Origin of the sequence: Parabacteroides sp. AF17-3 (assembly GCF_003635445.1) — a bacterium.
Classification (GTDB): Bacteria; Bacteroidota; Bacteroidia; order Bacteroidales; family Tannerellaceae; genus Parabacteroides; species Parabacteroides goldsteinii.
This window is the reverse complement of sequence record NZ_QTMM01000009.1, coordinates 1-14,588: the sequence shown is the minus strand read 5'-3', so window position 1 is coordinate 14,588 and position 14,588 is coordinate 1. Positions and strand designations below refer to the sequence as shown.

Below are 14,588 nucleotides of genomic sequence, written 5' to 3'. Positions count from 1 at the left end.
TACATACACCCTGTTGCACGATAAAAGAAAATGAGTTCATTGATAATCAATACCTATTAAGCAAACAGGACAGAAAAGGACAAAAAGGACACCGCCACATTTTCAGAAACGAGGCATCAAAAAGCTGCCATGCCGCAGGCTCTCTTTTGCCGTCTGCTTCAGCTCAATGTCATTAAGTTAAGCAAGAAAGCAATAGTAATGATGGGCTTAGTTACAGGTTTGTTTGCCGTCTGCTTCAGCTGACGGATAGTTAATTGATATATATTCATTGGACTTTAGTCCCATTTCTTACTGATTATAGCTATTGATTTATAAGAGAAATGTGGCTGAAGCCAAAAGAGAGAACAGCTTTTAAACCGTCAGCTGAAGCAGACGGCAAATGAACCTGTAATGACCAAGTGACTCTGATTCATGAAAGTTTATATTCTTAACTTAATGACATTGAGCTGAAGCAGACGGCAAAAGAGAGCCCGCGGCATGGACAACGCTTTTTGAAACCTTACTTTCTGAAAATGTGGCGGTGTCCTTTTTGTCCTTTTCTGTCCCTATCTTTTAATATTAGCTGATTTACAACTATTTACCCTATAGCCCACCATGCAACTGGGTATAAGGTAGCGAGGGGCGGAATATAGGGTATTCAACCATACCCTATAGAGAAAAACGGGGTATGGTTCCCTAAACAAAACCTGCTTATAAACAACAAAAGGCATCCTTTCCGGGACACCTTTTGCTATTCATATTTTTATATGGATTTCTTTCTATCTTATTCCTGAGTTGCCAGGTGATTCTTCAATGGGTTGGTATACATTTCCAGAATCTTTGTACGCAGGAAGGCTTCATCTTTGTTTGGCAATACAATTTTATCCAACTGTCCCTGCAAATATTCTTCAAAGTGTTTTTTGTCTCTTAAACCGTAGTTACTACTGAAACGCTTTGTACCTGTCAACATATCGTATGCTACGTAATTACAAGGATAGAAACGGTAATGTTTATAGATTTCCTTGTCTATGATGTTTGCGATAGTAGCGATCAGTTCATTCTTTTCCATATCCTTATCCAAAGCAGCTAGCTGATCATTGATAGGCTGTGTCAATGTAAAATGAACGCGGCCCTTATTGTTCAGGATACCTGTTTCCATACTCAAGAGGTCGTCACGCTGACTTTTCACATAATTAGGATCATCGCGTTTCATCTGGAACTCTTTTGCTTTCAGGAAGTCACACGGATCATACTCGTAAGAAATAGCTACCGGGAAGATATTCAAATCCATGATATTCGATACGATATCCTTGTCACCACTCATGTTCAGCATTTTCAATACGCTACCCTGTGTACGGTCGTTTGAATCCTTGGCACGGCCTTCACGCTGTGCAATCCAGATCGATTCTTTCGTTTCGTTGATCGTATGACGGATATAAGCAGACAATGTACGGCTTACATCCAGCATCTGACGTACGGAAACACCACGTTTCACGATAAAACTGTTGTTCAGGCGAACCAAAGTTTCTATCCAGGGACGGATCATCAGATTATCACCGATGGCTACCTGTGTCATACCATAACCTACATCATACAACATGACATTCAGGAAGGAAGCATCCAATACAATATCCCGATGATTGGAAATAAACGTACAAGGCTTTTTATCCTTCGGCAGACGGCTTCGTCCGGAGATCGTCAGCGAGAAAGTCGTCTTGTTAGCCACCATCATCACTGCCTCATAAGCCAGCTTCGATTTAAAATCTTCTTTCGTCTTGAAAGAACGCATTGTTTCGGAAAACTCTTTCCAGTTTACATCCGGTTTGATGTACCGGAAGGCCCGCTCGAAATCTTCGTTGGTTACCAATGCCTCGATTGCATCCTTCACCTCGTTGTTGTTCAGCGGACGAATGTCGTCAAAATTATAGGAAACTTCTGTATCCATATCGTTTAATTTTATTTACCTACCTTTTGCAGTTCGTTCTCAATAATGTCAGTCATGACATCTTTGATATCCAATCCGGCAGCCCGAACCTGCTGCGGAATAAAGCTGGTAGCTGTCATACCCGGTGTTGTATTTACTTCGAGCATTTTCGGTTCACCGTCTGCCTCAATAATAAAATCCACCCGGATAAGCCCTTTGGCGCCCAGTATATCGTAAATCTTTGATGCTTCGCGTTGTACCTTCTCCGTCAGTTCAGGAGAAATACGGGCCGGAGTGATCTCGTCAGACTCCCCGTTGTACTTGGCGTTAAAATCAAAGAACTCATTCTTTGTAACTACTTCGGTAAGCGGAAAAACTACTTCTTTCCGGGCTGCTCCCGAGCCACAGCCTACCTTATAACAACCGCAGGTCACTTCTGTTCCGGAAATAAAACTCTCCAACATGACCTCATTCCCTTCGGCAAAAGCCTTAGCTATAGCCGGTTGTAATTGTGAAGCATCCTTCACCTTTGTAACACCGAAGCTGCTTCCCCCGTCGTTGGGTTTCACAAATATCGGCAATCCCAAACGGCTCACAGCCTCTTCGTCCGTAACTGTCTGTCCTCTGAACAAACGGATGGAATCAGAGACTCTGACGCCAAAGCTACGCAAATAATTATTACAAACAAATTTATTAAAGGTTAGAGCGCTCACCAACTGACTGCATGAAGAATAAGGCATGCCTATCAAATCGAAATACCCCTGCAACCGTCCGTCTTCACCCGGAGTACCGTGAATAGTGATGTAAGCAAAGTCGAAATGCTTTACTTCGCCATTCTCACGGAAACTAAAATCATTTTTGTCTATTGGTGTATGTTCCCCTCCAGGAAGTTTTACCGCCCATTCGCCCTTCTTAACGATGGCAATATATAAATTATATTTGTCTTTATCAATAAAAGAGTAGATTCCTTCTGCACTTTTTAATGAAACAACAATTTCAGAGGAGTCTCCTCCGGCTACAATAGCAATGTTCTTTTTCATTTTTATATCTCTTTAGTATTTGCATATACCCGCCACTTTTCTATCAGTTGTGTCATATCGGCCGGAATTTCGGAATCAAAAAACATTTCCTCGCCGGTAGTAGGATGCACAAACCCCAACGTCTTGGCATGGAGTGCCTGCCGGGGACAGATAGCAAAGCAGTTCTGTACGAACTGTTTATATCTTGTAAAAGTCGTTCCTTTCAATATTTCATTTCCGCCATAACGTTCATCGTTGAAAAGCGTATGGCCGATATATTTCATATGCACACGGATCTGATGCGTACGTCCCGTCTCCAGGCGGCATTTCACCAATGTCACATATCCCAGACGTTCCAACACGGAGTAATGGGTAACGGCCGTCTTTCCCTGATCTCCTTCGGGAAATACCGTCATCTGCATCCGGTCGCGCGGGTCGCGTCCGATATTACCTTCGATACGGCCTTCGTCGTCTTTCACGATGCCCCATACCAGGGCACGATATTCGCGTTTAGTCGTCTTATTGAAAAACTGCATACTGAGATGCGCCTTTGCCTCCGGCTTCTTGGCAACAACCAGTAATCCGGAAGTATCTTTGTCGATACGGTGAACCAGTCCTAACGCCGGATCATTCGGATCGTAAGTAGGATCATCTTTTAAATACCATGCCAAGGCATTTACCAACGTACCGGTATAATTGCCATGGCCCGGATGCACGACCAGACCTGCCGGTTTATCAACCACCAGCAAATCATCGTCTTCATAAATAATCTTTATAGGAATATTCTCAGGAATAATTGCTAAATCCCGACGGGGACGAGACATCATAATAGTCACGACATCCTCCGGTTTCACCCGGTAATTACTTTTTACCGGCTTGCCGTTTGCCATGATACAACCGGCATCGGCAGCCAACTGTATTCGGTTACGGGTGGCCCCCATCATCCGGTCTACCAGAAATTTATCTACCCGCAACAAGGATTGTCCGCGATCGGCAACGAAGCGGAAATGTTCATACAGCCGGGGAACATCCTCCTCGTTCTGTTCTAACAGGTCATCAACCTGTTCATCATCCATTTCGTCGAAAAATTCATCCATAGCTAAAACCAGTTTTCTTCTTCACTATCCAATGATTCGATGGGCATCGTCGACAGGGAGTCGATCGACAAAGAGTCGGGGTGAATCTCGGCTTCACCGCTGCTCACCTTCAGCACCAGCGGTGCCGTAAGCGGAACATGCTCACCTTTTGCCAACGCCCGTCCACGCAGATCGACAGAAACTGCCAGATCCTTGAAGTCACCCGGAACATACTCGATCTCCACATTTTCAAACCCACGGGCTTTTAAAAGCGCATACGCCTGGCGGAATGACAGGTCTTCCACTTCCGGAATTGTTGCCATCTGCGAGGTCAAAGCATTCACGGTGATAAAAACGATACGTCCTTCTTTCACCTTCGAGCCGGCCAATGGAGACAGCTCGACGATAGCTCCCGGTTCCACGTCTTTAGAGAATACCGAGTCGATCACATTATAACGCAGGTTGTTATTTTTGAAGAATTCAGCGGCTTCTTCTATCTTCAGTCCCTTCACATCCGGAACTACAACGGCCTCATTATGTCGTGTATAATGATCCAGCCATTTCAAAGCACCATAGATCAGGCCACACGTCACGACCACTGCCAGCAGCAGGTTCAAGACGTACGGATTCTTTATCAGTTTAACAAAAAAGTTATTCATCTCTGTTTGTTTTTGTAGGCGGGATCAAAAATAGAAAACAAAGCCGTTAAAACAAAGAAAGTAAAGGCTTTTTAGCAAAAACCTCTACTTTCTTATACTAATTTCTTCTAACGGAGATTATCCGTTATATTCGTCAGATACAGTTAATTTAGCTCTTCCTTTAGCACGACGAGATGCTAATACTCTGCGGCCATTAGCAGTAGCCATTCTAGAACGGAAGCCATGCTTGTTCTTTCTTTTTCTGTTGGAAGGTTGGAATGTTCTTTTCATCTTTCTATATATTTATTTATTATTATCTTACATATCAATTCGGGCTGCAAAGATAGAGGCTTTTTTTTAATAAACAAAGAGTTGAAAGTTTTTTCTTCTAATTCCAGCCCGGATTCTGCTTCAAATTCGGATTAAGAGCAATTTCATTGGTAGGAATCTGATACAGATAGTATTTCTCCAGCCAGCCTTTACCTGTTTTTACCGGATCATTATACATATATACATATCCCTCTGTTTTTCCGGAGGCATCGGCAAAACCTGTATTCAAATCAATAAACTGCCCGCTGTTACCAATCTGCTCTTTAGTCGCCCATTGTCCGTACTGTACTTTGTTTACAAACCATTCCGCTTTTTTCCAACGCCGTATGTCGTAAAAGCCAAAACCTTCGCCCATCAGTTCCACCATCCGTTCACGACGAATCTCCCAAAGAACCGGAGCTACCGACGGGTCCCGAGCCAGGTCGAAGCTGTCATTGATCTCGCTGACCGTCATACTGGCAATCTTTGCCCTTACTCGCAGTTTATTAATGGTTGCATCAGCTACTCCCTGATTAAACTCTCCCTTCTCGAATTTGGCTTCCGCATAGTTCAGCAGGACTTCTTCAATCTTAAATAAAGGGACATCGGTTGTCCCCTGATTTTCACGAGAATCATCCCATACATTATAATAACGGTATACATAATTACCGCTACGGGCTACAATGAAACCTTGCCCCCAATTATTAGTCGAGAAATGAGGGATGCCTTCCAATACAGAAGCCGACCAGTTCATCAGAGGAAAAACCTTATGCTTGCCAGCTTCCCCGTTTCCACCTCCATATCCGGTATAAGTGGTAATCCCCATCAAGTCCATATACTCTTTATCAGCCGGATTATCCGTATATTCCCAAGAATTGTTATTGTTTTTACGAACAACTTTATAGGGTGGTGCGACTGTCTCCAACAAACGGTAATCACGATGCCGAAATGTTGAATACATCGTTTTATCCGTTTTTCCCCATTCATAGGAGCTACTGGTAGAAATCGGTTTTCCGTCTTCACACAGATACATGTCGACAATGTGCTGGGGCATTTCCACATTATGGGTGGAAGTCCGTTCCACATGTGTCAGCACATAATTTGTAAAAATCTTAGGAACATACTCCTGATACAGGATCACTCCCGGAACACCTGCCAGGTCAGAGGTCAGCATTTCCCCGAAACTGCTGTGTACCGTCGGATAGGCAGCCATCAGACTTTCGGATGCTTTGATACAGGCATCAAAATATTTCTCATAATCGCCCAGTTCATGATATTTCCGCCAGGTTCCTTCAAATAAGGCAAAACGGGAGATCAATGCACGTACAACATGCACATTGATCGTGTTATCCCCGTCGCCTTCCGGTTTTATATGTTGTTCAGCGTATAATAAGTTTTCCAGAACCTTGTCCGCCACTTCTTTACGCGGAGTACGCGGACCATAAGCCACTTCGGTATCACTATCACCCAGGATATGCTCTACCCAAGGCACATCGCCAAAACGGGCGATCAGTTCCATATAATAATAAGCACGAAAAAAGTAACCGACAGAGCGCCAATGTTCCTTATCGACATCACTCATAGAAGAATTATCTATATTATCCAGCATTAGGTTGGCATTACGGACAAAAGAGAAATTCCATCCGTTGCCGGAAGCCGCATCCGTTATCGTCTGGAAAGCATAACTGTTCCCGCTACCCAACCGGCGCATCAGATAACCCGCATTGATATCTCCCTGATAAGATACGGCACTGGCATAGGAACCTCCCGTCCCCGGACGCCGCAACATATTACCATTCGTAAATACATTATACAATCCCCACGCATATGTCTTGAACGTACTGTAGGTTGAAAATACAGTTTCTTCGGTCAATGAATCCTTCGGAGAATGTTCCATGAAATCATCATTACACCCCGGCATGGCAACCAATCCTGCCATAATCATCAAAGAATATATTATTTTTTTCATTTTCCTGCTAATTTAAAGTGTGACATTTATACCAAACGAAACGGTGCGATAGAAAGGATATCCCCAGGAAAGACGTTCCGGATCATACCCTTTAGGCAAAGAGGAGAATGTGTGTAAATTTTCACAACTCACAAAAGCCTTCAACGCATTTAGATGAATAACATCCATCCATGTTTTCGGGAATGTATAACTGAATGTGATGTTTTTCACACGTAGATAGGCCCCGTTCAACAGGTATTTCGTTTGTGCACGTGTATTCGAACCGGAATTTTCACGCTGGTTGTAAATGCGGAAATATTCAGCATCCGGATTTACCGGGTTCCAATTGCCATTATCCGGATCGATCGGTTTCCAATAATCCAGCTGATCGTCGAAAATCTGTCCGAACTGGCCGGAAGCAAACGACCATCTGCGGGCATCGCTTATCCAGACATCACGTTTACCGACACCCTGTAACAACACATTCAGGTCAAACCCTTTATAATTAACACCCAGATTAATACCATACTGGAGACGTATCTTATTGTTACCGATGATCTGACGATCTCCCGGATTCATCAATGTCCCGTCGCCAGCATCGATTCGGTTCACACTATCGTCATCATCACGCAGATTCTTGAACTTTATGTCACCGGGCCGTGGGTTTACAGCATTAATAGAGGTAACCCCCTCTTTTAGTTTCCAGGTATTCGTATCCTCAAAATCATCTACGGTATAATATCCGTCTGTCACATATCCCCATATTGTTCCGATCTCATAACCGGTATAGTAATTATTCTCTCCATTACTGTTCTGCAAGACAAACGATTCATTATCATACTTTGTAACAGTCGTACGCGAATCATACAGATTAAAACCGACATTATATCCCCAGTTACCGATCTTATCCCGCCAGTTCAGGCTCAACTCCCATCCTTTCGTACGTAAATCCGCCACATTCTGTAAAGGAGCGGACGCCCCGACTAAAGCCGGCAGTTCCAATCCGGGAGCCAACATATCCTTTGTATCACGCTGATACCAGTCGAAAGTTCCGCGCAAGCGGTTATTCAGCAAAGCGATATCCACACCAAAGTCCAATGTTTCCACTGTTTCCCAGGTAAAGTTATCACTAACCAGTCCCGGTGCTTTTATTGTAACCGGTTTATCTCCGTTTACGATCCAGTTCACTTCGTTTGCCGGATATGCCGACATAACCGGTGTAAACTGATAAGGATCGATCGCCTGGTTACCGATCTGCCCCCACGAGCCTCTCAGCTTTAATTCTCCCAGCCATCCGGCAGTCAACTCCATAAAGGCTTCACGGGCGACATTCCAGCCAACGGAGAAAGAAGGGAAGAAACCGAAACGGCTTTTCTTCGGGAACTTAGACGAACCGTCATAACGTCCGTTCGCCTCAAACAGATAACGCCCTTCATAATCGTAATTCAAACGATAGAATGCCCCACGCACAGAATACTCACGATACTGATCCGTAATCGTTTTTGTCTCGCCGGTTGCCGTGTTGAATGAGGGCACCTGATCATTTATCAAATCGTATGCGTAAGCAGTCAGTTTCGTATATTTGCTATGTTCCTGATTGAATCCGACCATTGCCGTCAAATTATGCTTCTCGTTGAACGTACGGGTGTAAGTAGCATAAGCATTTATCGCATGGTAATCGGTTGCTTCATTAATCTCCTGTAAAGAAGAGTTTGCCGCCGTTTGCATTTTAGCCATTTGTATATTGGCATAATCCATGATAGCCCGGTTCTGGCGGTTGTTCTGTACCACTTTATCAAAGGTATACTCAAAAACCATTTCCAAGCCACTCAACGGTTTCACGACCGTTTTCGACATCAAACGGGTATTATCCCTGATCGTCCTGTTATCTGTAGTCAACTTCAACAAGTTTTGCGGCGTATCCGTCAACAGTTCCTCTCCGTCAGGCAGAATCAGATAACCTTCCGGATAAAGGCTCGGTTTACGCATATCATAAAGCGTAGACGAAGATGACGTGATCGGCATATTTTTCGTGCTTTGCGCATAACGGACATCGGCCGATTGAGTAAGCCAGGAAGTGATATCAGCGGAGACATAGGCACTGGCAGATGCACGTTTATACGAATCTTTATCTGTTTTCAAAATACCCTGTTCTTTATTATATCCCAACGACATACGATAAGTAATCTTCTCACCGCCTCCGCTCAGCGAAGCATTGTGGTTCTGTAAAAAGCCGAAATTATCGAACATGTTCGTATAAACATTCTTTTCATTCAAATAATAGTTCACACCTGTTTCCGGATCCGTATAAATACCATCCCCGTACGTTTTAAACTGGCTGGGATCCTGCTGATAGGCTCCCAGATATTTAATCCAGGTATCGATATCCTGTCCTGCAAAATAACTCCCGGAACCAAACTGGGCGTCTTTATAAGCCTGCAACCATTGCATACCATTGGCTATACCCGGTTCGTTGATAGAAGACTGGAACCCGAAATTATTATTATAATTCACCTGGAACCGCTGCCCTTTCTGTGCCTTCTTCGTTGTAACCAATATTACACCAAAAGCGGCACGTGCCCCGTAAATAGCAGAGGAAGCAGCATCCTTCAAGACCGAAACACTTTCTATATCTTCCGGATTCAACATATCGATATCACCAGGCACGTTATCGATCAGCACCAACGGACCTCCTCCGTTAATTGAAGTCGTACCACGGATATTGAAATTCTTGGACGAACCCGGACCTGCCGCATCATTATTGGCGGTAATCTGCAACCCCGGCATAGTTCCTTGCAAGGCACTCATCGCATTCGTCACCGGACGCGAACCCAGCACTTCCGTCATTTTCACCTGCGAAACAGCTCCCGTCAAGTTCTCCTTTTTCTGAGAACCGAACCCAACAACAACCACTTCACCCAATGTCTGCGTATCTTCCACCAGATTAACCTGAATATTTCTTTGGTTATTTACCTGAATTTCTTTTGACAGATAACCGATATAAGAAATAATCAAGGTTGCACCAGGAGATACCTCAATAGAGAAACGTCCGTCTATATCGGTGATCGTTCCATTAGTCGTTCCTTTCTCAACAATATTCGCCCCGATAACAGGGTCTCCCATATGATCCTTCACAACTCCCGTAACCCGGTGTGCCTGTGCAGTTGCCGGACGGCCCGGTTGTGAACTTTTCGCTCTGAGGACAATGTGGTTATCAACCAATTGGATATCCACATTCTTATCTTTAAAAATACTTTCCAGCACGTGTTTAACCGACTTATTTTCGGCTTCCACTGAGACAACACGATTTACATCTACGTCTTTCAGGTCATACCAAAAGGAATAATCCGTTTGGGCGCGAATCGCATCAAAGACCTCATTCACTGTGACATTACTCAAATTAAACGTAACATTAGTCTCCTGTCCGTAAGATTTTGCAGACACTGAAAATATCCCCAGAAATAACAGCAAGACAGATATTTTCATAATATTTAGACTTTTTTTTATGCATAAAATTCGACACAACGAACCTATGCTACAAGCTTTTTGATACATTTGTAGTTAGTTGTTAAATAGTTAATAATCTAGTCTGAAATGATTTTCTACTTTTTTAGCAACAGAATTGAGGAATGTTAGCGCATTCCTCAATTTGTCTCAGGTTAACTCAGTTTTTATTCATAGGCATTTTAAATTAAATGTTAACACTATAGTTTTTTATTCACTCTCTTAATAAATATCTACTATACCTCCTTTGATCCGGTATCTGAATTTTTCATTAGCGGCCATTACTTTAAATATCTTTTCTATCGGATCATCCAGCTTGAAGTCACCGGCGAATCGCCGCTCACTCACTGAAGGATTATGAATTTCAATCTTCACATCATAATAACGTTGGAGGGTTTGTGCAATTTGTTTCATTGTTTCGCCTCGGAACACCAATTTGTTATTCATCCAGTTCAATGCAAAGGAGGCATCGTCTTCAAACACTTTCACCCGGTTGACCAACGTATTATAAACTGCCATCTCCTGCGGTTTAAGCGTCACCGGAGCCAACTCTTCATTTCCTGATAAACGGACCGACCCGTTCAAAAGAAAGACTTTTACATCTTCATCTCCGGCATAGGCACTCACATTAAATTTTGTCCCCAAGACTTTCACTTCAAGACCGCCTGCCTCAACAACAAAAGGTATCTCCTCGTTTCTTGCAACTTCCAGATAAGCTTCACCGGATAGCTTCAACGTACGGCTGTTCTTACCGAAATCATCCGCATAACTGATCGTACTCCCGGAATTCAGCCAGACAAGCGAACCGTCGGCCAGGTAAACCTGTGTTCGTGAACCTTTCGGACTCTTTATTTCTGAGATCAGAGGAGCACGTTCCTCAATGGAACGTGATTGAAAATAAAGGACGGTAAAATAACTCAGGAACACAAAAGGGATCAGCACTGCCGCCACTGCCACCCCTCTTTTCCACCACGGGACACTCAACCGTTTACGCGGGATCCCGGCAAAAGAGGCACACCTTTTGCTGAAAAGTATGTAGGCTTTCTCATCATCAAAAAGAAAATGCGGATTTGCAACTTCAGAAGAATCCCAAAGTTCTTTCATTTGGCTATAATATTGCCGATGTTCCTCCGATTCGTCCAACCATCTTTCCAGACGCGCCCGGTCATCTGCTGATAAATTTCCCGAAAGTCGGTCAATTATCAAATCATCCCAATATCCCCGATCTGTAATTCGTATATCCATAATGTTCCTCTTCTATAGATATGACAAGCGAAAAAAGAAAACGGGTGAAAAAAAATGATCTTTTTTTTACATAAAAAGGAACAAAGTCAGCCAGAACGGCAGGTAGTCCCGTAAATCATGACGCAACTGATTCAGGGATAAACGTATATGATATTTCACTATATCAATCGTGATATTTTTACGGGCGGCAATCTCTTCATACTTCAATCCATCATGACGGCTCATCTCGAAAATCTCACGTGTAAACTCAGGGAGGGAACTGACAGATTGCATAATCTTTCCCTCCAGTTCTTTTTCCAGCAAAGAAGACATCGGATAATAATCCTGCTCATGGAAAGATTCTTCCCTTTTTTCCATTTGTTGGGAAACGGATTGTCTCAGATTGTTTTGCCGCTCCAAATGGTCAAGATAATTGATGCTGCTATTTTTCACAGCTTTCATGAGATAGGCTCTCAATGATTGATTTATAATCAACGAATCACGTTTCTCCCAAATATTGAATATAATATCGCTGACTAAAGTTTCGGCAACAAAATAATCTTTCACATAGGTATATGCAAAAGCACAAAGCACCTTGTAATGCAGCTTATAAAGCGATTTATAAGCCTGTTCGTCCCCAAGACGCAGACCTTCTATTAAGTTTTCATCATGCAAAATTGTCACCGTTTATCCCCATCATTATCTACTCCTTATATAACATCAGAAAGGCATATAAGTTTTATTCTCGAAATTGGCATGTTGTCCTTCAAACTTCTTGGCTTCCTCTCCTTCCGGATTCAGTTCGATTGATTTTTTCAGGTCTTCGAAAGCACCTTCTTTATCGCCTTTCAGGTTTTTGGCGCGTCCACGTTCGGCATAAGCCTTGGCAAAATCCGGTTTTATTTCAATGGCCTCATCAAAAAAGACAATAGCTTCGTCTAACAAGTTTTTAGTGATCAGCAGCGAACCTTTCAGTATACAGGCATCTTCATTGAACGGGTTCAGGTCGAGCGCCTGCTGGTAGTCATCGGCGGCAGCATCCAGGTCACCCAGCGATTCGTGTATTTTACCTCTTACCAGATATGTTGTTTCTTCTTCCGGAGCCAATGAGATCGCTTTCTCGATATCGGGCAAAGCCTCCTGTCCCTGTTTCATGGCAAGCAACACCTCTGCACGAAGCAGATAAGCATCCGTGAAATCATCTTTCAAGGCAATGGCTTTCGTCAGGTCGGCAATGGCTCCCAACTGGTCGCCGGTTGTTCTTTTGGCTTTTGCCATCAGGAACCAGGCTAGATGGTTCGACTCATCCAGTTCGATCACCCGCAGGCAGTCGGCAATGACCTCGGCTTCCTTATCCAGCATAAAGAGCACGCTGACCCTTGTCAACAACGTCTGGATATGCTCCGGCTCCATTTCCACCATACGGTTCAATGTATCCAAAGCCTTTTCCGTCTGGTTTGCCATTGAATAGGCCGATACCAGATGGTTCATTGTTTCAAAATCTTCCTGTATATTCAAGGCTTCCGTAAAGCATTTGATAGCATAGGCCACCTGGCCGATTTTTTGCGCACGGATACCGTCATATTTTAATATGTCGAAGTTTTTCTGATCATTTTTAGCTTTTCCTTCTGCCGTATCCTCACTTTTGGAAGAAGAGAACAAAGATGTAAAGAAATTTCCCATGGTTATATGTTTATGTTCGAGAGGGCAAATATACCGATTATTTTGAATTTGCCATATGCAACAAGATATCATAAACCATATAAAAACAGATTTATTTTAAAACAACAATTTACACATATCAGAATGTCATTTCAACCTACTTTTAAAGAAGCTGTACAGCCATTAATCAAGCCCTGCTGCTATTCACTTACCTGTCGGCCATTTAGCCAATAACACTAAGACACACATAAACTCACAAATACAACATTATGAAATCCACAAAAAAGTATACTCAACAACAAGTCACATATTCTTCAAACACACTATCAATATTCTCTTTCATTCACAGCCCCTGTTTTCCTCGTTACAGAAAATAAAAATGTTTTTCAACATGCTTTTTAGGGATAAAAGAGCCTCAAAAAGATTCGAACTCAACATTTATTAACACAAATCTCGGTTTAAACAAATTGCCTATTCATTTAAAATGAAAAAAAATTCGTTTTAAACGAGTTAGAAATTTCTTTTAAACGAATCATAAAAGATGTATCTGCCGATCAGATTGTTAAATTTTGTATTCAACAGCACTCCAGAACATCTGTTTGAAAGAATATACACGCCACAAAAACTCGTCGAATAGGATCTTTTTGTTCAAGGACAACCCCAGATTGATTCATTTTGTCAAATACATTCCTTCAAACACTTATGTATGTACAACAAAAGCAATACCAATAAATAACAGACTTAAATACTTCATCTCATAAAAATAACTATTTATCACAAAAACCCACATTAATACTACGAAACAAAACATTCAAAAGAATAAATATTCTATTCTTTTACTTTTTTTATAGTCTTCCTGTACAGAAAATTGCGGGATTTTGTTATTTTTGCATGCAATTTATAACTTGGCGGAGATTGTTTTGATCGCTTCCCACAACACTTATTGTCATAAATATTAGATATGGAAAACATAGAAACTGGACTTTTGTTAATGGTAGTCGGAATGACCACAGTATTTGCAATTCTTTTAATCGTAATCTATTTAGGAAAAGGATTAATCACATTGGTTAACAAGTACGCACCGGAAGAAGTCATCGTAAAAAAACAAGTAACAACACAACCTGTTGCAGCCGGACAGTCCGGAAATATTCCGGGTAAGACTACCGCTGCTATCGTAGCCGCTGTCAGCATGGTAACAGGTGGACAAGGAAAGGTTACCAAAATTGAAAAATTATAATACTAGCTATACATAATATATCATGAAACATCCATGAAATAAATTTCGTCCAAGAGAATGTAAATAGG

General features: G+C 42.4%; 11 protein-coding genes. 1 reads left to right on the top strand and 10 read right to left on the bottom strand.

What is annotated here, in order from left to right:
- Positions 1-763: 763 nt before the first annotated feature.
- The 10 genes from DWW91_RS13190 to DWW91_RS13145 form a co-directional block, all read right to left on the bottom strand.
- Positions 764-1,924: a 1-acyl-sn-glycerol-3-phosphate acyltransferase gene (locus DWW91_RS13190; protein WP_122327992.1), complete on the bottom strand. Its 1,161-nt coding sequence runs from the start codon at positions 1,922-1,924 to the stop codon at positions 764-766.
- A gap of 11 nt (positions 1,925-1,935) precedes the next feature.
- Positions 1,936-2,943 carry a D-alanine--D-alanine ligase gene (locus DWW91_RS13185; protein ID WP_122327991.1) on the bottom strand — a complete coding sequence of 336 codons (1,008 nt, stop codon included), beginning with the start codon at positions 2,941-2,943 and terminating at the stop codon, positions 1,936-1,938.
- A 2-nt stretch (positions 2,944-2,945) separates the two neighbouring features.
- Positions 2,946-4,019 (bottom strand): RluA family pseudouridine synthase, encoded by a 1,074-nt coding sequence (locus DWW91_RS13180; RefSeq protein WP_010801503.1) that lies wholly within the window; start codon positions 4,017-4,019, stop codon positions 2,946-2,948.
- A gap of 2 nt (positions 4,020-4,021) precedes the next feature.
- Positions 4,022-4,657, bottom strand: coding sequence for a PASTA domain-containing protein (locus tag DWW91_RS13175; protein WP_122327990.1), 636 nt, complete (start codon positions 4,655-4,657; stop codon positions 4,022-4,024).
- 117 nt (positions 4,658-4,774) lie between these two features.
- A complete protein-coding gene (gene rpmH / locus DWW91_RS13170) occupies positions 4,775-4,927 on the bottom strand; it encodes a 50S ribosomal protein L34 (protein WP_005633099.1) in 153 nt (50 codons plus the stop codon).
- A 97-nt stretch (positions 4,928-5,024) separates the two neighbouring features.
- The gene (locus DWW91_RS13165; RefSeq protein ID WP_007655707.1) at positions 5,025-6,914 is read right to left on the bottom strand and encodes a RagB/SusD family nutrient uptake outer membrane protein; all 1,890 of its coding nucleotides are present in this window, start codon (positions 6,912-6,914) and stop codon (positions 5,025-5,027) included.
- A gap of 12 nt (positions 6,915-6,926) precedes the next feature.
- On the bottom strand, positions 6,927-10,379 hold the full coding sequence (locus tag DWW91_RS13160) for a TonB-dependent receptor (RefSeq protein WP_122327989.1): 3,453 nt from the start codon (positions 10,377-10,379) through the stop codon (positions 6,927-6,929).
- 240 nt (positions 10,380-10,619) lie between these two features.
- The gene (locus DWW91_RS13155; protein WP_046145603.1) at positions 10,620-11,642 is read right to left on the bottom strand and encodes a FecR domain-containing protein; all 1,023 of its coding nucleotides are present in this window, start codon (positions 11,640-11,642) and stop codon (positions 10,620-10,622) included.
- Positions 11,643-11,708: 66 nt separating this feature from the next.
- The gene (locus DWW91_RS13150) at positions 11,709-12,305 is read right to left on the bottom strand and encodes an RNA polymerase sigma-70 factor (RefSeq protein WP_232434158.1); all 597 of its coding nucleotides are present in this window, start codon (positions 12,303-12,305) and stop codon (positions 11,709-11,711) included.
- Positions 12,306-12,341: 36 nt separating this feature from the next.
- Positions 12,342-13,304 (bottom strand): tetratricopeptide repeat protein, encoded by a 963-nt coding sequence (locus tag DWW91_RS13145; protein ID WP_007655712.1) that lies wholly within the window; start codon positions 13,302-13,304, stop codon positions 12,342-12,344.
- Positions 13,305-14,244: 940 nt separating this feature from the next.
- On the opposite strand from DWW91_RS13145, the gene DWW91_RS13140 reads away from it, so the two are divergent.
- Positions 14,245-14,520 carry an OadG family protein gene (locus tag DWW91_RS13140; protein WP_010801500.1) on the top strand — a complete coding sequence of 92 codons (276 nt, stop codon included), beginning with the start codon at positions 14,245-14,247 and terminating at the stop codon, positions 14,518-14,520.
- The last annotated feature ends 68 nt before the right edge of the window (positions 14,521-14,588 follow it).